This is a genomic window from Tissierella creatinophila DSM 6911 (assembly GCF_001940565.1).
GTDB classification, from domain to species: domain Bacteria; phylum Bacillota; class Clostridia; order Tissierellales; family Tissierellaceae; genus Tissierella_A; species Tissierella_A creatinophila.
The window spans coordinates 47,528-70,613 of the sequence record NZ_LTDM01000022.1; the positions used below are offsets into that span (position 1 = coordinate 47,528).

At 29.9% G+C, this 23,086-nt stretch carries 21 protein-coding genes and 1 other annotated feature; of the genes, 17 read left to right on the plus strand and 4 right to left on the minus strand.

Annotated features, from left to right (window positions below):
• The first annotated feature begins 83 nt into the window (after positions 1 to 83).
• The 3 genes from TICRE_RS06930 to TICRE_RS06935 all read left to right on the plus strand — a co-directional run bounded on the left by TICRE_RS06930 (position 84) and on the right by TICRE_RS06935 (position 2,494).
• A complete protein-coding gene (locus TICRE_RS06930; RefSeq protein WP_075726487.1) occupies positions 84 to 944 on the plus strand; it encodes a tyrosine-type recombinase/integrase in 861 nt (286 codons plus the stop codon).
• Between the two features lie 116 nt (positions 945 to 1,060).
• Positions 1,061 to 1,237 carry a hypothetical protein gene (locus tag TICRE_RS13230; protein WP_158016461.1) on the plus strand — a complete coding sequence of 59 codons (177 nt, stop codon included), beginning with the start codon at positions 1,061 to 1,063 and terminating at the stop codon, positions 1,235 to 1,237.
• A gap of 63 nt (positions 1,238 to 1,300) precedes the next feature.
• On the plus strand, positions 1,301 to 2,494 hold the full coding sequence (locus TICRE_RS06935; protein WP_075726489.1) for a hypothetical protein: 1,194 nt from the start codon (positions 1,301 to 1,303) through the stop codon (positions 2,492 to 2,494).
• A 189-nt stretch (positions 2,495 to 2,683) separates the two neighbouring features.
• Here TICRE_RS06935 and TICRE_RS06940 read toward each other — a convergent pair whose 3' ends face one another.
• Positions 2,684 to 3,550: an AAA family ATPase gene (locus TICRE_RS06940; protein ID WP_075726492.1), complete on the minus strand. Its 867-nt coding sequence runs from the start codon at positions 3,548 to 3,550 to the stop codon at positions 2,684 to 2,686.
• Between the two features lie 208 nt (positions 3,551 to 3,758).
• On the opposite strand from TICRE_RS06940, the gene TICRE_RS13235 reads away from it, so the two are divergent.
• From TICRE_RS13235 to TICRE_RS06975, 7 genes are all read left to right on the plus strand, one after another.
• Entirely contained in the window at positions 3,759 to 3,926 is a 168-nt protein-coding gene (locus TICRE_RS13235; protein WP_158016463.1) for a hypothetical protein, read from the plus strand.
• A 74-nt stretch (positions 3,927 to 4,000) separates the two neighbouring features.
• Entirely contained in the window at positions 4,001 to 4,651 is a 651-nt protein-coding gene (locus TICRE_RS06945) for an Rpn family recombination-promoting nuclease/putative transposase (RefSeq protein WP_075726494.1), read from the plus strand.
• 313 nt (positions 4,652 to 4,964) lie between these two features.
• Positions 4,965 to 6,038 carry a DUF4236 domain-containing protein gene (locus tag TICRE_RS06950; RefSeq protein ID WP_075726496.1) on the plus strand — a complete coding sequence of 358 codons (1,074 nt, stop codon included), beginning with the start codon at positions 4,965 to 4,967 and terminating at the stop codon, positions 6,036 to 6,038.
• A gap of 28 nt (positions 6,039 to 6,066) precedes the next feature.
• Complete coding sequence (locus tag TICRE_RS06955; RefSeq protein ID WP_075726498.1) at positions 6,067 to 6,522, plus strand: peptidoglycan-binding protein; 456 nt, start codon at positions 6,067 to 6,069, stop codon at positions 6,520 to 6,522.
• A gap of 244 nt (positions 6,523 to 6,766) precedes the next feature.
• A complete protein-coding gene (locus tag TICRE_RS06965) occupies positions 6,767 to 7,420 on the plus strand; it encodes a YczE/YyaS/YitT family protein (protein WP_075726502.1) in 654 nt (217 codons plus the stop codon).
• A 214-nt stretch (positions 7,421 to 7,634) separates the two neighbouring features.
• Complete coding sequence (locus TICRE_RS06970; RefSeq protein ID WP_075726504.1) at positions 7,635 to 7,832, plus strand: cold-shock protein; 198 nt, start codon at positions 7,635 to 7,637, stop codon at positions 7,830 to 7,832.
• 292 nt (positions 7,833 to 8,124) lie between these two features.
• Complete coding sequence (locus TICRE_RS06975) at positions 8,125 to 9,042, plus strand: RpnC/YadD family protein (RefSeq protein WP_075726506.1); 918 nt, start codon at positions 8,125 to 8,127, stop codon at positions 9,040 to 9,042.
• Positions 9,043 to 9,160: 118 nt separating this feature from the next.
• Here the strand turns inward: TICRE_RS06975 and TICRE_RS06980 are convergent, their stop codons facing one another.
• Positions 9,161 to 10,252 carry a pyridoxal-phosphate-dependent aminotransferase family protein gene (locus TICRE_RS06980; RefSeq protein ID WP_075726508.1) on the minus strand — a complete coding sequence of 364 codons (1,092 nt, stop codon included), beginning with the start codon at positions 10,250 to 10,252 and terminating at the stop codon, positions 9,161 to 9,163.
• Positions 10,253 to 10,416: 164 nt separating this feature from the next.
• Positions 10,417 to 10,616: a binding site (T-box leader), on the minus strand.
• Positions 10,617 to 10,789: 173 nt separating this feature from the next.
• Entirely contained in the window at positions 10,790 to 12,502 is a 1,713-nt protein-coding gene (locus TICRE_RS06985) for a catalase (protein WP_269843981.1), read from the minus strand.
• A 189-nt stretch (positions 12,503 to 12,691) separates the two neighbouring features.
• On the opposite strand from TICRE_RS06985, the gene TICRE_RS06990 reads away from it, so the two are divergent.
• The gene (locus TICRE_RS06990; protein ID WP_075726510.1) at positions 12,692 to 14,155 is read left to right on the plus strand and encodes a hypothetical protein; all 1,464 of its coding nucleotides are present in this window, start codon (positions 12,692 to 12,694) and stop codon (positions 14,153 to 14,155) included.
• A gap of 64 nt (positions 14,156 to 14,219) precedes the next feature.
• On the opposite strand, the gene TICRE_RS06995 is transcribed toward TICRE_RS06990, so the two are convergent.
• Complete coding sequence (locus TICRE_RS06995; protein ID WP_075726512.1) at positions 14,220 to 14,975, minus strand: 4Fe-4S binding protein; 756 nt, start codon at positions 14,973 to 14,975, stop codon at positions 14,220 to 14,222.
• A gap of 283 nt (positions 14,976 to 15,258) precedes the next feature.
• Here TICRE_RS06995 and TICRE_RS07000 point away from each other — a divergent pair, with 283 nt between their 5' ends.
• The 6 genes from TICRE_RS07000 (at position 15,259) to TICRE_RS07025 (ending at position 23,025) form a co-directional block, all read left to right on the plus strand.
• Positions 15,259 to 15,732 carry a zinc ribbon domain-containing protein gene (locus TICRE_RS07000; protein WP_075726514.1) on the plus strand — a complete coding sequence of 158 codons (474 nt, stop codon included), beginning with the start codon at positions 15,259 to 15,261 and terminating at the stop codon, positions 15,730 to 15,732.
• A gap of 11 nt (positions 15,733 to 15,743) precedes the next feature.
• Positions 15,744 to 17,183 carry a zinc ribbon domain-containing protein gene (locus TICRE_RS07005; protein ID WP_075726516.1) on the plus strand — a complete coding sequence of 480 codons (1,440 nt, stop codon included), beginning with the start codon at positions 15,744 to 15,746 and terminating at the stop codon, positions 17,181 to 17,183.
• Positions 17,176 to 18,360: a TcaA NTF2-like domain-containing protein gene (locus TICRE_RS07010; RefSeq protein WP_075726518.1), complete on the plus strand. Its 1,185-nt coding sequence runs from the start codon at positions 17,176 to 17,178 to the stop codon at positions 18,358 to 18,360. The genes TICRE_RS07005 and TICRE_RS07010 overlap by 8 nt, the downstream gene beginning before the upstream one ends.
• A gap of 68 nt (positions 18,361 to 18,428) precedes the next feature.
• Positions 18,429 to 20,174 carry a cell wall-binding repeat-containing protein gene (locus TICRE_RS07015; protein ID WP_075726520.1) on the plus strand — a complete coding sequence of 582 codons (1,746 nt, stop codon included), beginning with the start codon at positions 18,429 to 18,431 and terminating at the stop codon, positions 20,172 to 20,174.
• Positions 20,171 to 21,832 (plus strand): cell wall-binding repeat-containing protein, encoded by a 1,662-nt coding sequence (locus TICRE_RS07020; RefSeq protein ID WP_075726522.1) that lies wholly within the window; start codon positions 20,171 to 20,173, stop codon positions 21,830 to 21,832. Before TICRE_RS07015 ends, TICRE_RS07020 begins: the two co-directional genes overlap by 4 nt.
• Positions 21,829 to 23,025, plus strand: coding sequence for a class I SAM-dependent rRNA methyltransferase (locus TICRE_RS07025; RefSeq protein WP_075726524.1), 1,197 nt, complete (start codon positions 21,829 to 21,831; stop codon positions 23,023 to 23,025). Before TICRE_RS07020 ends, TICRE_RS07025 begins: the two co-directional genes overlap by 4 nt.
• The last annotated feature ends 61 nt before the right edge of the window (positions 23,026 to 23,086 follow it).

Below are 23,086 nucleotides of genomic sequence, written 5' to 3' on the forward strand. Positions count from 1 at the left end.
AATAGCACTTACTGAAATAATTTTCTTCTCTAGCTTTCTTCAATATATTATATAATAATACTAAAGCTAAGGAGTGGGTTATTATGAAATATAGTTATGTAGTAGAGAACTTTTTAAGGTATCTAGAAAGTATAGACAGATCACTAGAAACTATAATAGGATATAAAAAAGAACTCGGGTACTTTGGAGATTATTTAATGGATAAATATTCTATTGAAAAAGATATCCATGAGATAAGCTTAGAAGATTTAGAAGAATATATGTATTTGATTAAACTTAAAGGAAAAATGAGTTCCACGAGAAATAGAGTTATATATATTTTTAGAAGTCTATATAATTATGCATACAGAAGAGAAATTTGCTATAAACAATTACCACTTTTTATAGAACCAATTAAAGTAAAACAAAATGAAAGATTTTTCTTAAGTGAAAAACAAGTAGAAGAATTATTTAATAATATAGATAAGCCTTTATTAAAGGCTGCTATACAAACTATATTTTATACTGGTATGAGAGTTTCAGAGCTTATAAATTTACAAGTAGGAGATTTAGATATGAATAGTAGATTGTTATATATTGTAAATGGTAAAGGGAAAAAAGATAGAATTATTCCAATAAGTCAAAAGCTATACATTATAATTAAAGACTATATGGAAAATATTAGACCCGATATAGAATCTAATAATTTGTTTTGTACTAAGAAAAGTGGATCCTTGTCTTCTCAATATATTAATGCAGCTTTAAAGAGAGCACAGGAACCATTAGGACTTAAACAAAGAGTATCAGCCCATATATTAAGACATTCTTTTGCAAGCAGCCTAATAAAAGCAAATGTACCTCTGCCATATCTACAGAAGCTACTAGGGCATGCTGATTTAAGAGTAACTAGTGTTTATATACATCAAAATATAGATGAGCTAAGAGGGGCTATAGAACTTTTATAGGTATAGTAAAACAAAAGTAAAATAAAATTCAATTTTAATTTATAAATAAAATGACGATATCATATATAAGTAAATTAGAAATATTAAATATACAATAACAATGGGTGGTGAATTTAATGGATCTTGGAAAGATAAATAAGATAAATAAGATTGGGATAAAGGAAGATATATTTTATGATCAAAGAAATAAAAATCAAATGAAAGCTCCTTTCGAATCATCTGAATATAAAGAGGATATAAATAATGATATAGCAACTATTTCAAGTGATGGTATTGTCGATATTGAAACATAAATCCAAAAATCATTTTATTTTACCAAGGAAGATTAGTAAGCCAATATGTATAGGAGAATCTATATGAAGATAGATAGTACTCACAATATAAATAAGATAAATAATATAACAAGTAAAAATCATGTAGAAGTTAAGGAAGTAAATCTATCTACAAATCAAGAAATTGAAACTGCTGAAATTTCTGCAATATATAAAGAATCTAGCCTAGAAGATAAGTCTTATATATATGATTTAACATCGATAGAAAAGTTTGTAAAAGAATCACAAAATATATATGGTCAACTTAAAAAGATGGTAGAGGAAACTCTAAAAAATCAAGGTACTGTTGTTCATATATTAGAAAAAATGCAACAAAGTGAAAAACTTCAAGGATTTACACAAGAAAATATAGTGAAGTTAGATGAAACTATAGGGGATAGAATATTAGATTTGTTAAAAACAAATTTAGATGAAGATCAAATAAAACTCGATGAAAGAACAGTAGCTGGAATAAAAGAGATGATTTCTCCGGGAGGACGATTAAGTCCAGAAATTATAAGTGAAAGGATAGTAAACTTTATAAAGGAATCTTCAGTTCACGATAGTGTAAAACTAGATATTTTAATAGAATTAATAGATAAAGAGTTTAAAGAGGCAGAAGAAATACTGGTTAAATTGCCTCAAATAACACAGAAAACTTATGACAAGATAATGGAAAAGTTAGATAGAATGAAACTATTGGAAGTATTTGGAAAAGGAGCAGAGAGTGTATCTGCACAAATTAAAAAAATAGTAGAAGTTAATATAAATGACCAATTTAAGACTATAGAGGCATTAAAACAAATTGAACAATCTGATGGAATAAAATTAGATAAAACTACAATAATTGAGATGGAGAAGCTAATCTCACCACGTGGGAAATTAGGCTCACAAACTATTAGTGATAAAATAGTAGCTTTTATAAAAGAAGCTTCTACTGGAGATTTAGAAAAGCTCAATAGTTTAATAAAGATGATGAGTCAAGACTTTAAAGCTACTGAAAAACTATTAGGACAGTTGCCAGATTTATCGCATAAAACCTATGATAAATCAATGACAAAATTAGGTCAATTAGAACAGGATTTACTAAAAATGGGTTATCCTGCTCCTTTTATATTGGGAAATATTATGAATTTATATGAAATGGTCATTAAAACGAATAGGTTTGGTATAAAGCCATATATTATTATAATAATTTGTATTATACTCTACTATGGTTTAAGATTATTAATAAACTAAAGGTATCCGGTAACGCCCATTAGGCAGTTTTTCTCTAACTACGTAGGGGAAGTTTATCCAAAGGGTAGATAAGAATTAAACAAAAGATATCAAAGGTAGAAATGACTTTGGTATCTTTTGTTATTTCATCACCAAGCCTTAGTTTTAAATACTATATGTTTGTGGATTTGCTTTACGTATATCTCGATATTATCTATGATCATCAAAGCTTTCTTCATATTGTTTAAAAAACTGATAATAGACTCGTACATTTTCAAGTTTTGTCCAATTGCTTATTTGTACTGGATTTTCATCAAGATTATATATTTTTGCCCCTTTTAGGGCAAGGAGAAATGGAGAATGAGTTGATATAACAAATTGACAATTAAAAAAATGTGCATAATCTTCTATAAGTTTCATCAACTCTATTTGCAACTTTGGAGAAAGACTATTTTCCGGTTCATCTAATAGAAACAGACTATTTTCTTTTATTTTCTCAGTAAAATATAAGAATGCACTTTCTCCATTTGAAAAGCCTTTGACATTATCCATCAACTCATCTCTTACAAAGCTGGATTGTGTCTTTCTTCTTGCTTTGTTTATCTTTTTAAGTTCATCATAGTCTGCTAAAGATTTTACTTGAAGCTTCATCTGTTTTAAATCTAAATATTCTTTAAAAACTTCTTCTCTTCTTTGATCAATTCCCTCGTTTAAACTCCTAATATTTAATATATAATCAAATACATCATCACTTGTAATTACTCTTTTAACATTAGGTACGGTATAAGAAAGGTTCATAGTGCACATATCAACATAATCAGTAAAGAAATTAGACTTATTAAAAATAGAATCTCGCTTCATTTCTAGTTTTTCAGCAATTACATTTAAAGCAGTTGACTTTCCCGAACCATTTCCTCCATAAAATATGGTAATAGGTTCAAATTCAACATTTTTAAAACTATTACGTGACAAAACTTGAAAAGGATAAAAAGAATTATAGCATGTTCTTTTTATATCTATAAAAAATTCAAATTCCATTTCTGAATCTGGAAATATAAAAGAATCTAAATAAATCATGATAACTTTCCCTCCTAATATTACAAATCATATCTTAATTTTATCATAACTATAAAATGCATGCAAAGCTACCGCGTGAGTCCTGCAATGGCTTTGATGAGTTTCGTAGGAAAAAACTAAAACCGAACAAATTAATTCTTCTTTATATTGTATGGGTTTATAAATTAATGATATAATAGATATAACTTATCAAGGGGTGCATATTAGTATGGATGATAAAATGTTTAACTTATTAGAAAAAATGTACAGTCAGATGCAAGAAATGAAAGAGAATATGGCAACCAAAGATGATTTAGTTAAAATTAATCAATCTATACTGAGACTTGAAAATAAAATGGATACAAATCATAAAGCTTTATATGATGGATATAAATAGTTTTTATTACTTAATTGGTGAATCTTAATTAATTTATTAAAATTTGAATAACTACCAACATCGTACTAAAATATATGATAGAAATTTGGGAAGCTAAAATCGAAGATGAATATACAGATGAACTGCCAATGATAATTCCAATAGTAATATATCATGGAAAATCTAATTGGAATATAAATGCTACATTAGGTGAAATGATAAAAGGATATAAAAGTCTTCCAGAAGATATCCAAAAGCATGTACCAGATTATGAGTATTTACTTTATGATATATCTAGATTTACAGATGAAGAAATAAAAGGGAAAGTTATAAACAAAATAGCAATGACAACCATAAGAGATATATTTACTAAAGATACAGAAGGAATAATAGAATCAGTTTATAAGATGATAGAGTATCTTGTAGAATTAGAGGACAAACAAAGTGGAATAGAATACTTTGAAACACTCATGAGATATATATTTAGTGCAAGAATTGACTTGACTAAGGAAGTTGCTAATGAAATAATGAATAAAATTGAAACCACTTATCCAGAAGGGAGTGAGGTAGTTATGACTTTAGCTGAAAGGTTTAGAGAAGAAGGAATGGAAGAAGGAGAAAAAAAGAGTATGGAAAAGGTAGTTAAAAAGTCTATAATAAAAGGACTCACTACAGAAGATATCATGGAAATTACAGGACTTAATAAAGAAGAAATAGAAGATATAAGAAAGAAAATGCTTAGTTAAAATAGGTTGTTATGTGAAGGAAAGTAGCTAGAAGCACTTAAATTACACCAAAACTAATAAAAACGTTTATGAATAATAAGCTTATAAAAACTATAGGTATGAACTATTATACTCATTATATAAATGAGGGATAAAATAGGTATATAACAAGCTCTCAACCCTTTGATCTAACTGAGGTTGAGAGCTTTTTACATAGATATGATTTAATCATCAAATCTTAGTTTCAAATACTATATGTTTGTGGTACAATAATTGTAATTATGTATCTTTAAATTGTACAAATTAACATTACAATTATTAAGGAGGGATTATTATGGGATTTAGATACAGAAAAAGTATTAAGATTGCTCCAGGAGTAAAGCTAAATTTAGGAAAGAAAAGTGCTAGTGTTAGCTTTGGTGTAAAAGGTGCAAGACAAACTATAAGTACCACTGGAAGAAAAACTACAACAGTTGGTATTCCTGGCTCTGGATTATATTATACTAAAAGTTCATCTTCTAAAAATACTAAAGCAAACAAAAATAATTCTTATGTTCCTAACAATACATATAGTAATGAAGATGCTTATCAAGCTGTAGAAGACTTTAATGACTCGATAGATTATTTAACTACTCTTCATAAAAATTATGATTATGATTATAACTGGGAAGCTATTTATAATGAGCCCCCTCCTTTTAAATTTGGAGAAAAAGGACCTAATGAATTACATTCTATTGGTGTTTTAGAAAAATATAAGCCTAATATCCTAGAAAAGATATTTATAAGTAAACTAGAAAAGAAAATAAAAAAACTAGAAAATGACATTTCTATATCTAAAGATAAAGATGATTCTTTATACATAGAATGGAAAAAGCAAAATGAATTAGCTAAACTTGTTTTGGAGGGAGATTTAAATTCTTATATAAAAGCGCTTCAAGATTTAAACTTTTCTAATAACCTTCAGGGCATGATAAATTCATTTAATTTTAAAATATCAAAAGATGATGTTCTTACTATTGATTACCACATAAATATAGATGGCATAATACCAGAGCAATATGCAAGTTTAACTCAAACTGGTAAATTGTCTATTAAAAATTATACTAAAACAGCTTACTATGAAATTTTAAAATTATATGTTTGTGGACTTGCTTTACATATATCTCGAAATGCCTTTGGCTTATTACCTATAAAAACTGTAATTGTAAATACTAACAATTATATTTTAAATACTGAAATTGGTAGACAAGAAGATATCTCGATATTATCTACTATGATTAATAGAGATGAGTTAGAAAAGTTAAATTTTGATTTAATAGATCCTTATGATTCTCTCAATAACTTTAAACATAATGTAAAGTTCTTAAAAACCAAAGGATTTCAACCAGTAGAAAAGATTATTATTTAACAAAATATAAATTAGGAGGAAATAAATCATGAAAAGAAAAGCTTCAGCATTATTTTTAGCAGCAACAATAGGTTTAACACCAGCTATAAGTTTAGCTCATCCAGGTAAAACAGATTCAAGTGGTGGGCATAGGGATAATAAAAACAAAAGTGGATTAGGGGCTTATCATTACCACTGTGGAAATAATCCTCATCATCTCCATAAAGATGGGAAATGTCCTTATAACAAAAAACCAAATACACAGAATAATAGCAATAAGAAATCTACATCAAGTAAAAAAACATCTTCTAGCTCTTCTTCATCTAAAGTTGCAGATAATAAAAAGATACAAGCTAGATTAAACAAATTAGGATATAACTGTGGTACTCCTGATGGTAATATGGGACCTAAAACTATTAACGCTATTAAAAGTTTCCAAAAGGCTAAAGGATTAAAGGCAGATGGATTAGTAGGACTAGCTACTAGAAAAGCAATGGGAATATAGTAGGAAAATGTATCATAGCTTTAGTCAATGAGTGAGAAGGATATGAAAGGTTCTTCTAATATTTTAAAGTCCCCAAAGATAGAAATACTTTTGGGGACTTCTTTGGTTAAAAGACTAAAGTCTAGCTACAGATTTTCCAAAAAGCTCTTAAATTATTTATCATATTATATAAAACATTTTCACTCATCTCCTTTTATTATGATAAAATAGAGTATAGTAAACAATTTAAAGGGTGAAGTGAATTATGCAGAAGATGATGAAGAGATATTTCAAACTAATTTTAGGTTTTTTTATCTTTGCTATTGGAATAGTTATAACTATAAATGCAAATCTTGGTTATGCACCATGGGATGTATTTCATCAAGGTGTTGGAAATATATTAAATATTAAAATAGGTACGGCTAATATCTTAGTTGGACTTATAATGATTATAGTTGGGGTTCTAAATGGTAAAAAAATTGGTATAGGAAGTATCTTAAATATGCTACTGATAGGTGCTTTTATAAATATTATAATGAGTAATAATCTTATTCCAATTTTCTTAAATACATATATAAGGCTTATAACTATACCTATTGGGATGATTATAATGGGTTTTGGCACCTTTCTTTATATAGATGCAGGTTTTGGTGCAGGGCCACGTGATTCCCTGATGATAATACTTATTGAAAAGACAAATAAATCTGTTAGCTTTATAAGAAATGCTATTGAGATAACAGTTCTTGTAATGGGATACTTGTTGGGTGGACCTGTAGGTATTGGTACTGTTATCATATCCCTTGGCCTTGGATTTGCTATTGAATTTGTATTTAAAATCCTTAAATTTGATCCTAAAGCTGTAGTGCATAGAGGATTGAATGATGAGATAGAAGGAGTGAAGAGTTTGTTTAAAATATAAAAATTCTCTTCTTTGATTTTATCCTATATGGATATATAATAGAAAAAGACTTGTTATATCTTTTAATCTATGTTATGATGTATTAGAACTTAAATTAAGAGTAAATAGTAACACGATATATTTCTATACATACTATGTAATATAGTATACATCTAGATTTTATTAGTGAATTATTAAAATCAGTTTAAGAAATAAAATTTTGGAGGTATACATTATGAATGGTACAGTAAAATGGTTTAATGCAGAAAAAGGATTTGGTTTTATTACTACAGAAGAAGGTAATGACGTATTTGCACATTTCTCACAAATTGAAAAAGATGGTTTTAAATCTTTAGATGAAGGTGCAGAAGTAGAATTTAACGTAGTTGAAGGACAAAAAGGTCTTCAAGCAGAAAATATCGTTTCTAAATAATTGATATTTAAACCCTAGAGTATTTATATATTCTAGGGTTTTTTTAATATTTACCGGCTATGCCTAGTCCTTTAGGGAAAAGCTAAATTTAATTAAATAAGCAAATTGAAGATCTAAAAGATAGAAATGATATGGTACTTCTAAGATCTTTTTTATTTTCTCTCATCACAAATTCATGTTTTATAACAAACCCAGAGTAACTTTAGCATTATCTTTAGTCCCAAGAAAAAGTGTAAGAAGCTAAAAATGTGGTATAATATAGATACAAACTATCGTTAAAAGAGGTGGTAAGGTGGCAAAAACTGATATACCTAGTAAAAGATTAATACAGCTAAGACCTTATGACTGGGCTAAAGTGGCACTAAAAGACAATAGTGAGATAAGACTAACGGAAATGAAGCCAGAGAAAAACCCTAAAGTGGAATCAAGATTAGACTCCTTATTTTGGATTGATAATGATAAAGAGAGCTTTATTCTAAATATAGAGCCACAAGGTTATTACGAAGCATCTCTACCAGCTAGAATGTTAAGATATCGTTCTGATGTATGGGAATATACTATAAGTAAAGGAATAGGAACACCTTCTATAAAGCAAGTGGTAGTGTTTTTCTATCAAAAAGATGATAATAAGATATATGGACTTAAAGATGAAAGATCAGATGATAGCAAAATAATATTTAGTTATGATGTGATTAAGATATGGGAATTAAAAAAGGATTATATCATTGACAATAATCTGATAGGTCTATATTCATTACTCCCTTTAATGGAAATAGAACCAGGAGAGACAGATGATGAAATTATAGAGAAATCAGTTAAAACAATTGAAACTATAGAAGATGAGGCTTTAAGAGGAGATTCTTTAGCAGCTATGTCAATTATGTCAGCAGATAGGTATTCAAGTACTTTAATTAAGAAATATGTTAGGAGGGAAATGCTTATGAATTCGTCATTATTTGAAGAGTGGATAGATGAAGAAAGAAAAGAAGCAGCTGAAAAGGCTACAAAAGAAGCTATTAAAAATAACAATAAAGAGAAGATTATTGAGACTCTAGAATTAAAATTTGATTTTATTTCTAAAGATACTAGAGAGTATATTAAGAGTATAGATGATAATGATATACTAAATAGGTTATTTGCTAAAGCTATTAAGGTAGTAAGGATTGAGGATTTTGAAGAACTCCTAGAAAAGATTAAGAATCTAAACTAATAAATGTAAAAACTAAGCACTTCAAAGATATAAGTGCTTAGTTTTTATTTATTATAAAATTAAAGTTTTATGACAATTCATGAAGTTTGAACTCCTTAAATGATTAGGTAAAAGTTTCTTATGCGCTAGCTTTACAAAACTTTATTCTAATTATCTCATCTAAATTGTCTATTAATTCCTCTAATTCTTCTACAGTACAATCAGCCATATGTCCTATTCTAAATGTTTTATCCCTTAGATTTCCATAGCCATTTGAAATTTCAAAGCCTCTTTTCTCTAACATTTTATTCAATAAATCAATATCCATATTTAAACTATTTTCAATGGTCGTTACTGTATTAGATGAATAAGCTTCTTCTGTATATAGGGGAAAGTATTTCTTAGCCCAATCTCTTACTATATTTCCTAAAGTCTCATGTCTTTTAAATCTATTTTCTAAACCCTCATTTAAAATCTTATTTAATTGGTAATCTATGGCATTCATCATAGGCAGGGCAGGAGTAGATATATATTGATAGTCCATTTTTTCTATTGTTTCATATAGTTCTAAAAAGTCTAAGTAATATCCTCTAAAATCAATACTTCTTGCCCTTTCTATAGCTTTTTCTGATACAGATGCTATAGCCATTCCTGGTGGAAGTCCTAAACATTTTTGTGTAGATGCTATACATACATCAATGCCAAGCTTATCTACTTCTAACTTTATACCACCAATAGAACTAACACCATCTACTAACCATACAATTTCAGGATATTTTTTAATTACCTCTGAGATCTCTTCTATAGGATTGGTAATTCCTGAAGATGTTTCATTGTGTGTTATAGTTATTAAATCATATTTTCCAGTAGAAAGTACACTATCTACCATTTCACTAGTTATAGGCTTACCCTTTTTAGCTCTAAATAAATCTGCTTCTATATTGTTGCGAAGAGCCATCTCGTGCCAAAGGTCTCCAAAAAAGCCGTTTGAAAATACAGCAGCTCTTTTTTTGGTAAAAGATCTTATAGCTCCTTCCATTAAAGCTGTTCCTGAAGAAGTAGATAGTATGATTCTATTTTTTGTATAAAAGATTCTTTGTAATTTCTCACTAATACTTCTTTGCAAATCGGAGGCCGCGACAGTTCTATGCCCTATTATTGCTTTTGTCATTTGCGCTAATACATCTTCCTTTACACTTACTGGTCCTGGTATAAATAATTTCTTTTTCATGATTTTGCCCCCTTATAAATTTAAATTAAAAAAGCCCTTCATCCCTAATAAAAGGGACGAAAAGCTTGATTTTCCGTGTTACCACCCAAATTGATCATAGTTAATTTAGATAACAAAATATAATTTTTCTAAAAAATTATATAAAAAAAGCCCTTCATCCTAATAAAAAGGACGAAAGACTGTGTCTACCGCGTTACCACCTAAATTGATCTAATGATCCACTCTATGCATTATAACGGATGCCGCCGTCTTGTTTTTATACAAGACCTCCGAGGTAGCATAAGATAAATCTCAATACTTACTTTCACCAAATGTAAGCTCTCTAGAATTAAGGTTTTATCTCTTTCCCCATCTTCAGTTTATCGTATTAAAATTTATTATACAATATGTATCTATAAAATGCAAGGGTTTTATTTAAATATTTTGAAAATAAAATCTATAGAAATATTAGGTTGCGAAAACTTTATTTAAATATAAAAATTGTACCAATAAGAAGCAAAAACACCTCTTACAAAAATCTTGTAAGAGGTATTTTTATTATAGAAGCCAAGGATCATATTCAGGTAATACATAAGGCTCTGTATTTGTATGGATTTCCCTTCCAGGATCTACTGGTTTAGTAGGTATATTTAGTTCTGGATGTAAGTTATTGGCTTTTTTTAGATTTTCTTTTGAATCACTTGGCGGTAAGTTTAAATCCACATCATCAATGGAGATATTCAATGATTTTGCTACGCCCTTGCCATATTCAGGATCAGCTTTATAACAATGATAGATATGTCTATGTTTGATTTGAAGTGTTGAGTCGCCCATATTTCTGGCAGTATTATCAAAGAGTACTTGTTGTTGATCTTTTGTCATCGCTCGAAATAAGAGTCCGGGTTGTGTGAAGTAATCAGAATCATCTTTTCTAAAGTCGTATCTATAGACATCTCCACCTTTTTCTTTTGGCAAATTCTCTTTTGGATTGTCTTCCCAATTTCCATAGCTATTTGGTTCATAGTGCAGTTCACTACCAAGGTTTCCATCTACACGCATTTTACCATCACGATGAAAACTATGAGGGTTTTCAACTCCCTTAGACATATTTACAGGTATTTGATGGTGATTTACTCCTAGACGATATCTCTGTGCATCTCCATAAGAAAATAGCCTGCCTTGCAACATGCGATCAGGAGAAAAACTAATTCCAGGAACTGTATGGGCAGGATTAAAAGCGGCCTGTTCAATTTCTGCAAAATAATTAGCTGGATTTTCATTTAGTTCAAATTCTCCTACTGGCATAAGAGGAAAGTCTTTTTTAAGCCACATCTTAGTTAAATCAAAAGGATTATTTTTCATGCTATCGGCTTGTTCTTGAGTCATAATCTGGACATACATTTTCCATTTAGGATATATCTTTTTTTCAATAGCTTCGTAAAGATCTCTTTGATGTGATTCTCTATCCATTCCGACTACTTTTTTTGCTTCTTGATCTGTTAAGTTTAGTATACCTTGTTGAGATCTAAAATGAAATTTGACCCATACTCTTTCATTTTCTTTATTAATAAAGCTATATGCGTGGGAACTAAATCCGTGCATATGTCTGTAAGAAGATGGGATCCCCCTATCACCCATAATAATTGTAATCTGTAAAAGTGCTTCAGGTAATGAAGACCAAAAATCCCAGTTGCTATTTGGACTCCTCATATTGGTTCGAGGATCTCTCTTAATTGCATGATTTAGATCGATAAACTTTAGTGGATCTCGAAAGAAAAATACTGGAGTATTATTTCCTACCATATCCCAGTTACCTTCGTCAGTATAAAACTTTAAAGCAAATCCACGAATATCTCTTTCTGCATCTGCTGCTCCTCTTTCACCGGCAACTGTTGAGAAACGAGCTAACATTTTAGTTTCTTTTCCAATTTCTGAAAATATACTAGCTTTAGTATACTTAGTGATATCGTGAATTACTCTAAAAGTTCCAAATGCTCCCGAACCCTTTGCGTGCATTCTACGTTCAGGTATAACTTCACGATCAAAGTGAGCCATCTTTTCTAAAAACCATATGTCTTCTAATGCTACAGGGCCTCGTTTGCCCGCAGTCATAGTATCTTGATTGTCTGTTACTGGAGCTCCTGTTGCTGTTTTTATTTCAGGAATATCTCCTATAGTTTGATTTCTACTAGGAAGATGATTACCTAATCCATTTTTGTCCATGGGATTTTCATTAGCCACTTTTTCATGTTGGTATTTGTTTTCGTCCAAACTAATTCCTCCTTTAAAAAACGCTATACTTATTTCGTATATTCACCTATATCTATTAATTAGTATATTAAAATATGATTATTAAAAAAATAGATAAAATTTTAAAGGAAAAGTGTCAAGAGAGTGCTTGTCTACATATATTATATAGAGGACATTGTCTATAAAAAATATATGGAGGAGTGGAGAAAAATGGTTCATGGGTTTACTAAGATTACTCCAATAAATGGTTTTGATGCAATCAATCCTGATAATGCTAGGCAAAATAATTATGCGTGGTCTATGGCAGAAATGGGAGACTATATTTATGTAGGAACAGGGAGAAATATTTTTTACAATGTTTTTAAAGGTATTTCACAGAGTATAGGTATAGAAATTAATTTTCCTGATATCCTAATTCCTAAAAATTATGATAATAGTGCTGAAATATGGAGATATAAAAGGGACGGTTCAGAAGGATGGAAAAGGGTTTTTAAAGCCCAAGAAGGAATAGAAGGGTTTAGGTTTATGATAAGATATACTACGCCTGGAGGAGAAACAGCAATATATGCAGGTGTAAGTATTGGATATAGTATGGATGATGAAGCAGATGCTGAAGAAGTAGCTTTTTATCCTGGAGGATATAGCATAAAACAAAATATTTCAAATGAAGAACCTAAGGTAAAGATCTTTAAGTCTACAAATGGATATGATTGGGAAGAACTTCGATCAGATATTCCTGGAACTTCAACTAGAAGTATGGTTGTTCATAATGGCAAACTCTATATGTCAGTTTTAAATGAACTATCATCAGATTTTGGAACAAGAATCTATGTTAGTGAAGACCCAGAGTATGAAGGCTGGGAACTAGTTACTAGTCAGGGTGATAGAAATACTAATCCAAATGATGGTGTTGTTATTATGGAAAGCTTTAACAATCACCTATACGCTGGTACTGGACAGGATGAAGGTTTTGAACTTTGGAGAACTATAGGAGTTCATCCAGAGCAAAATAGATGGGTAAGGGTTATAGATAAAGGTGCTGGTGATGCATTAAATCAAGGACCTTTAACTCTTGGTGTATTTAAAAACCATCTATATGTAGGAGCTATCTACTCTCCTTTTGATGTAAATCTTAGATATGGTTCTTTTAAGCCATTTGATTTAATAAGAATAGATAAAAATGATAATTGGGAGTTAGTAGTTGGAGGAAGTCCTTTTGAACCAACTAATCCAGAGACGGGTGTGCGTGGACAAGCTTTAAGTGGATTACCTTCTGGTTTTGGCAATCCATTTAATTTATACTGCTGGCAGCTTCAAGAGCATAATGGAGAGTTTTATTTAGGTACTTTTGATTGGTTAGTGCTAGTTGTTCCAATGCTTCTTGCAAATCTATCTCTTATTACAGAAGATACTTCTATGGGAAACTTACTACAGGAAATTTTAGATTATATTCCAGCACAGTTCTTAAACTATATTATAAACCCACCTTTTAGTATTTTTAGAGGCTTTGATTTGTTTAAATCAAGTGATGGAGTAAGATGGGTTCCTGTTACTATTAACGGTTTAGATAATCCTTATAATTATGGTGTAAGAAATATATTTTCTTCAGAAGATGGACATCTATATTTAGGAACGGCTAATGTATTTGAGGGACTTGAGGTATGGAAGAAATAAAGATGAATTTTTTATTATTAACTACAATGTATTGGCATCATAAAGGCAACTAAATTAGTTGTCTTTATGATGCGTTTTTAGATTTATCAATAGAGACTTCTTCTTGTTTGGAAAGAGATAAAATTCCAAAAGGACAATTTACAACACAAGTGGAGCATTTGATACAGTTGGGATTGTCAAATTGATTCTCTTGTGAGAACTCCAAATATGGTGATAGTTGAAATGGACAAACCTTGGCACATTTTCCACATGAACGACACAATTCTGCATTAGAAATAGTAATCTTTTTCTCAGTCTTTTTAGTAACACCTAGTAACTTTCCAAATGTATGTGATGCTTTTTGTATAGATCCCATAGGACAAAATTGGCACCAAGTTCTTGCATTTAAAAATATTGCAAGAAATCCACCTACAATAAGTACCATTAAGTATGTATTAGAAAATAGCATACCTAGCTTTTCTAAGAAAGCAAAAGAGCCCCAGAGCTTAGAAATCTCTATAAGTTTTCTAGAAAAGTTAAAAGTAAAGAAAACTAAAAATCCTAATATCATAGGTTTTGACTTTATAAATTCAGGAATTTTCTTGTTTCGAGATATCGGTAACAATACTCTATCAAATAAACTTCCATGAGGACAAATATTCCCGCACCAGTACCTTCCAGTAAAGAAACCAGAAATAGTTAATCCAGCCATAATAAATACAACTATTAAACCGAGCCTAGGTTCCCACAGCCCTCCTATTGCAATTAAAACAGTAAGTAGCCAACCGTAATTCCTAAGAGGAGAGAAGATACGATTAGTTTTAATATAATAATTTTTCAAAATAAAACCTCCTAAACATCTATTGCCGACCCGGTGGGGTGGGGGTATGTAATTTAAATTATAATCTATTTATGTAGAAAAGTAAAGTATTATAAAAAACATTCTCATGCATCTTAGTTAACATATTTGACATATATAGTAAATGAATTAGGCTATAACCAAAACAAAGTAATATTTTCAAATATATAAAAAAATTAATATTTAAGATCTTATAATTAATTGTATAAGTATGTCGATTGTAATATACTGAAAGTTGTATACATATTTTAAGGAGGATGAGAAAATGGATGATATGAAATCAAAGTTTTTCAAGGCATCTAGTAGTGTGCAAGAAGGTTTAAAAAAGGGAAAGGAGAAGTTTGAAACTTCTCAAGAGTTAAATGAACTCAAGTTAGAAGTAAGAGATTTGCAACAAAATAGAACCAATCATATAATAGAACTTGGTGAGGCGGCTTATTTTAAGTTTAGAATGGGCAAAGAGACAAGTGTTCCTTTTGTAGAGGAAATCAAAGTATTAGATAAAAAGATATTTGATTTGTTAAAGGTGATTGAAAAAAAGACAAGGATAGAAAGTGCTAAGACATGTGAGTGCGGAAATCCTCTAACTTTAAAGGACAAGTTTTGTAAAGAATGTGGTAAGAGAGTAGAGGTTATTGAGAAAGTTGATATTAAAGATATGGTAGAGTGTTCTGATTGTAAAACTATTAATTTAAATAATAACAAATACTGCAATTGTTGCGGTTATAGATTAGTTTAGGGGGTTGAATTATGTTTTGTAGAGTTTGTGGAGAGAAAAATGATGAAACTTCCCTATATTGTTCTAAGGATGGGGAAAGGCTTGATAAAGATAATAAATCGCTTAATTTAGTAAATGGAAATACAAAGTTTTGTAAGGATTGTGGACAAGCAGTTGCTACCAGTGACTTATATTGTTTAAACTGCAGTTCAAGTTTATATATAGTAGAAGAGTATAAAAATTCAAATAAAGAAAAGTGTCTACAAGATATAAAATTAAAGTCTAAATTTGATATAGTTGATTTATTTAAATATAGTGCAATAGCTTCTGGGCTTGTTTTACTTATAAGTATCATAATTTCCAGTTTTATAAATACAAAATTTATAGAGTTGATGTCTAAAGAACTTGAATTCGATATAACTAATAAATTGATTAATTTTTTAGATGTAAGTTCAATATTGAATGGTTTTTCTCTAAATATAGGTTTAATTAGTAATGGAGCAAATTTATTGGATATAAATCTTAATAGCATGTTTTTTATATTGGCACTAATACCTATAGCTATATTCTCTATCATGGGGATATATATTTCTATAACACACAAAAAGAGAGAGCAAAGGTTGGAAATAAAAGATTGTTTAGTTATTGCATTATTTTATGGTGGTATCATATCATTACTTTCTTTATTTGCTAGTAGAAAGATGGACTTAAACATACCTGGTTTATTTGATGAGTTTGGTATTGGTAAGATAGTATTTGCTAAAAAATATGGATTTTTAAGTGCTTTTATCAATAGTTCGATTTTGTCTTTATTTTCATTGGGACTAGGTAATGGAATATATAGTTTGTTTGTAAATATGAGAGATAAAGAAGATAAATTCAATCCACTAGCTAGCAGTGCTTTTATATTTGTAGTGAGTTCTATATTTGTAGTTGGCTTTATCTTATTTGAAGACTTGGGAAATAGTGGATTTGATATGACAGGTTCAGGTGCTTTATTAGGAAAGATGACTATCCTTCAAATGTTTATATACTTACTTTTATTTGTAAATATGGGTACTTTTAAAATGGGTTATGAGACTGATTTTATTAAAGCGTCTTTATTTAGCAATATGGACGGGTTCAAAGAAACATTTGCTAATGCTCAATTTTTATATATTGGTTTATTTGTTTCAATAGCTTTATTTTTTCTTATTGGAAGAAATCTTAGAAAAAAAGGATATCAGCTTAAAATGATATTTTATACTCCAACATTATTTTCTCTGGGATTGGGTACATTAGCTTATCTTATAAGTACAAATATTAGTATGACTGGTATTTCAGAATATAGTTTTAATTCTATTGGATTTGATTTCTTAGAGTTTAGTTCTATATCTATATTTATATCAAGTTTTATAATTTTTTCTCTTTCAAGTTTTGGAGGATATCTTTTAACAAATGGGGGCAAGGAGAGGGTGGCTAGTCATGAATAGAAAAACTGAGATTTTGATTGGTAGTTTAGTAGTCGCAGTCATTTTAGTATTTTTAGGAATCAAGATATTTGGTGTATCTTTTGATCGCGATATGGTACTTCAAAAGATAGATGAAGCTATAGAAAAAAAAGATGTAAAATATTTAAAAGATCATATCGAAGTAAGAGGGGAGAATAAAGAATTAAGTGAAAAGGTTATTGAAGAGATAGTAGAAGAATTGGAGGACATATCAGTATATAGTTTAAGTGAATATAAAGATGATTCAGATACCAATATCTATATTAAGAAAAAGGGTAAAGAAAATATTATCTTTGATAAGTATACAATAGTTTTAAAACCTTATGATTTAACTATAAGCCAAAATATTGAAGGAACTAAGGTGTTTATAGATGATAATGAAGTGGGAAAGTTTAAAAATGATAAGGATTTTGTATATAAGAATCTTATGCCTGGAAAGCATATTGTGAAGATAGCTTATAAAGATGAGTATGTAAATATTGAAAAAGAAGAAGAGATAATGGCTTTTAATATGGATAATGGCAATGAGATATACTTATCTTTAGAACTAGAGGGAAGATATATAACTGTAGAATCTAACATTGAAGAAGCTACTTTATATATAGATGGCAAAGATACAGAGATAAATATATATAATGAGTACAGATTTGGTCCTATAGATGAAAAGAAGAAGATGAATATAAGTGCAAAGGCAAAGATAGATGGGAAAGAATATGAAAGTGAAAAGATAAATGTAGGAGATACTGATTATAACCACTTTGAACTATATATAGATTATGAAGAACCTATGAGTAGACAAGAGTTGCTTAGAGAAGTTGACAATCTTATAGATGGGTATGAAACAGGACTTGTAAATGCTATAAATTATAATTCTTATAGTTATCTTGATGGGTATATAGAGTATGGTAGTCCATTTATGAAAGCACAAAAGAAACTTATATCTAATCTATATGAAAAAGGCACTACTGAAGACTTGCTGTCTTATAATATTACAGATGTAACTAGTGTTTCAGATAATATTCTGTCTGTAACTGTAGAAGAAAGCCATATGATATATTTTGAAGGTGAAACTAAAAAGGAAGTAAACAATAAATGGAATTATACAGTTGTAAACATAGATGATGAGTTATTTATAAGGGATATAAAGGCTGCTAAATAGTAAAGATATAATATAATAGACCATGTATAAGCTTAAATATTGAAAACATTTTAAATGGGGGCGGGGCAATGGAAAAGCGAAGGATAGGAAGAAGCCTTAGAAAAGTAATTTTATTTACCTTTATTTTATTTACTATATTTAATACGAAAGTTTTAGCAGTAGAAGTTCCTGTAGTAAAAAGACTTGAAGGCAAAAATAGAGTAGAAACTTCTATAGCAGTTAGTAGGGAAGCTTTTAAGGACAAGGCTAATGTTGCCATAATAGTTGGTTATGATGGTGAAGTAGATGCTTTAACTGGAACTTTATTAGCACAAAAAAAGGGTGCTCCTATACTTATAAGTGATAAAAAAAGTCTTAGTGATGGCTTAAAAAATGAATTAAAAAGACTAGATTCTAGAGATATATTTATATTAGGGGGTACCAATGTAGTAAGTGAAGGGATTGAAGCTGAGCTTAAAGCTCTAGGCTTAAATGTAACGAGAATAAGGGGAGAAAGAAGAGAGGAAACGGCTATAAATATAGCTAATGAATCAATAGATGGTGAGGTCAATGAAGCGTTTTTAAGCCTTGGATATGGAGTTTATGCAGATGCACTTGCAATAGGTCCTATAGCAGCTACTAAAAATGCACCTCTTCTCTTAACCAAATCTAATGATATAGATCCTATCACTTTAGATTATTTGAAGTCTTTAAATATAAAGAAGGTAAATATAATTGGTGGGAAAAATGCAGTAAGTGATAATGTGAAAAAAGTTTTAGAAAATATGGGAATATCAGTTGTTAGAATAAGTGGTTCTAGTAGAGAGGAAACTGCTGTATCTATAGCTAATATTTATATAAAAAACCCTAGTAAAATATTTATAGCAAATGGCTATAAATATGCAGATGCAGTTGTTGGAGGATATTTGGCTGCAAAAGAAAATGTTCCTATCCTTTTAAGTGATTCTAATACTCTAAAAGAGATTAATCGAGAGTACATTCAAAAAAATAAACTAGATGTCAATATCTTAGGTGGAAAAGTCTCTATAAGTGATAGAGTATTAAGAGATATAAAGATAGAACTTGGAATTATAAAGGAAGAAATACCTTCAAATATTAAAGAGCTTAAAGAAGTTATAGACAGAGAGTTAAAAGATATAAATAAAAATATTACCATAAAATATCAAGGTACTCTCAAAATGGAGGAATTGACAAAATTAATAGAAGAAGCTTTCAATGATGGCTCATATATATCTGGAGTTTTAAATAGTATTAGCTATACTTTAAGCAATACGGGGAGTCTTTCATCTATCACTATGGATGTGAGCTATTTGCATACAAAGGCACAAGAAGAATATATAGATATAGAAGTAGATAGAATTATTAAAAACATAATAAAGCCCGGCATGATTGAGCTTCAAAAGGTAAAGACAATTCATGATTATATTATAAAAAATGCGGTTTATTCAGAGAAAACTAATACAAGTCCCCATTCAGCATATACTTTGTTAAAAGATGGAAAAGGCGTATGTCAAGCTTATGCACTTGCTACCTATAAGCTTTTAGATGCTGTAGGTATAGATAACTACTATGTAACAGGGGTAGCAAACGATGGAAGTGGATCAGAACCACATGCATGGAATTTAGTAAGAGTGGATGGAAGGTATTATCATATGGATGTAACTTGGGATGATCCTGAAGTAGTTGGTGGTGGGAATGTATTGTTATATGATTATTTTTTGATTTCACAAGAGACTCTATATAGAGACCATTTAATGGATAAAAATTCATTTCCAAAGGCTGTAGATAAAAGATATGAGGGGAAATTTAAATGAAAAAGATGAGTAAAGCATTTATGGTTTTTATTATCATTTTAAACTTATTTCTATACCCTGGTAGTACTGTAAATGCAACTACTGCACCAGTAGTTAAGAGAATTGGTGGAAATAATAGAGTGCTTACTTCGGTTAATGTAAGTAAAAATTCATTTAAAACCTCCGATACAGTAATACTTGTGGGTTATAATGGGGAGATAGATGCATTAGGTGGTACACTGCTTGCAAGTAGATTAAATGCTCCAATACTTATGACAGCTAAAGATAGTTTGACAGATCAAACTAAACTTGAAATCCAAAGGCTTGGAGCTAGAAATATAGTTATATTGGGCGGTGAAGGAGCAGTTTCTAAGGATGTAGTAAAGTCTTTAGATGCTTATAGTGTAGAGCGTATAGATGGCTATGATAGAGAGGATACTGCTATAAAGATAGCTAAAAAAGCTGTTGGAGAAAATGTAGATGAGGTTTTTTTAAGTCTTGGCTATGATGTATATGCGGATGCTCTAGCTATAGGGCCTATAACTGCTAAATTAAACAAACCTCTTCTTTTATCTAAAAAGATGAGTATATCTGATAGCACAGAGGATGCTCTTAGAGATTTAAAAGTAAAGAAGGTCACTATAGTAGGAGGTATGGCAGTTGTTCCAAAGAGTATAGAAGAGAAATTAAAATCTATGGATATAATTGTAGATAGAATATATGGAAACAATAGAGAGGAAACTTCTATAAAGATAGCAGAAGAATATTTAAAAGATCCAAGTGAAGTTATATTGGCAAATGGATATGTATTTCCTGATTCAGTTATAGGGGGGTACTTTGCTTATAAAAAAAATGCACCTATAATCTTGACTCGAAAAGATAAACTGGTAGATAGTACTTTTAGATATATAGATAAGACAAAAAAAGATGTCCATATATTGGGACTTTATAATGCAGTTGGAGATGGTGTAGAGAGATATCTAAATGTAATCTTAAAAACAAGTAGTTTTAAAGCCAAGTTTTTCTTACTCCCTAAAACTGGAAAGTATGAAAGTGTAGAAGCGGGTAAAATGATGGATAGAGTGATGAATATATCTCCTAAGATTATCAATAGTATATATAATGCAGGAGTTAGAATGAAGTTTTGCAATGGACCTATAACAGATGAGCCTGAGTATAGGGATTTAAAGGGACAGGTTCCAAGAGGATGGGAAGGACTGGGCAAGACTTGGGATGATGTACCAGGGGCAGGTGGAACGATTACTCCTATTGCTAGAATAGGATATAGCGAGCCCTCTACTAAAAATGGACACAGCTCTATAAATCTAGAGCTTCATGAATTGGCTCATAGCATAGATAATTATACACAAGGATCACCATATGGTGGATACAAGATTTCAAATGTCAGTAATTTTAATGATATTTGGATGGGAGAAGTTAGAAATATTCTTCCTGATTTTTATTATATCTCTTACAGAGAAGAATATTTTGCTGAGGCCTTTGCTATGTATTATTTAAGTGAAGAAACAAATTCTAATTTAAAGAAAAAAGCACCTAAAACTCATGCATTTATAAAGAGATTGGATTTGACAGAGTCATATGTAGTAGTAAAAAAGATGATGAAATATAGAAAAGTGGATTTACAAGATGCCATAAAAACTAAAGGAATGATTTCGTGATAGAAAAGGTTAATCTAAAGATAAAACCAAAATTTATAGAAAAATATAAGGATGGATATCCTCTAATATTTAAAGAGTCAATTTCAAATATATATGAATTAAAAGAGGAAGGAACTATAGTAGACCTTGTAGATGATAGAGATGAGTTTATAGCTCGGGGTTATTATGGCAAACAAAATAAAGGTTATGGGTGGGTCCTTACTCAAAAGGAAGATGAATCTATAGATTTAAGTTTTTTTATAAAGCGGTTTATAGTTGCTCTCAATAAAAGGACGAAGTTTTTTAATGACCCAGATACCAATTGCTTTAGAGTTTTTAATGGAGAAGGCGACGGAGTAGGTGGACTTACTGTTGAATACTTTGATGGATATTTTGTTATAAACTGGTATAGTAGGGGGATTTATGAGTTTAGAGATTTTGTTATAGAAGCTCTTAAAAGTGTAACTTCATTTAAGGGGATATATGAAAAGAAAAGGTTTGATGAAGATGGAAAATATATCGATCAAGATGACTTTATAACTGGAGAGAGAGCACCTATCCCACTGATTGTAAAGGAAAATGGAGTGAATTTTGCTATTTATCTAAATGAAGGGGCTATGGTTGGAGTGTTTTTAGATCAAAGAGAAGTTAGAAAGACTATTAGAGATAAGTATTCAAAGGGGAAAAAGGTGTTAAATACATTTTCCTATACAGGAGCATTCTCAATATTTGCATCCCTTGGTGGTGCTAAAACCACTACAAGTGTAGACCTTGCAAATAGAAGTCTGCCTAAAACTTCTGAACATTTTAAGATAAACGGTATTGATCCTGAAAAAGAAGAAATAATAGTTGAAGATGTTTTTAAATATTTTAAATATGCAGTAAAAAAGGAGCTAAAGTTTGATCTATGTATACTTGATCCTCCAAGTTTTGCTAAGTCTAAGAATTTTATATTTAGTGCGGATAAGGATTATAAGGATCTTTTAAAGCAAGTGATAGAAATAACTCAAGCTGGTGGAGTTATAGTTGCTTCTACCAATTGTGCTAATTTTAATAGAAATAAATTTAAAAGTTTTGTAAGTGATGCTTTTAAGGAACTTGGTTTAGGTTATAAGATACTAGAAGAATTTTCACTCCCTGAGGACTTTAAGACTATAGATAGTTTTAAAGAAGGCGACTATTTAAAGGTCTTATTTATTAAAAGACAAAACTAATAAAGAATATAAAAGGAAAATCCAACAGATAATTTTCTATTTGTTGGATTTTCCTTTTATA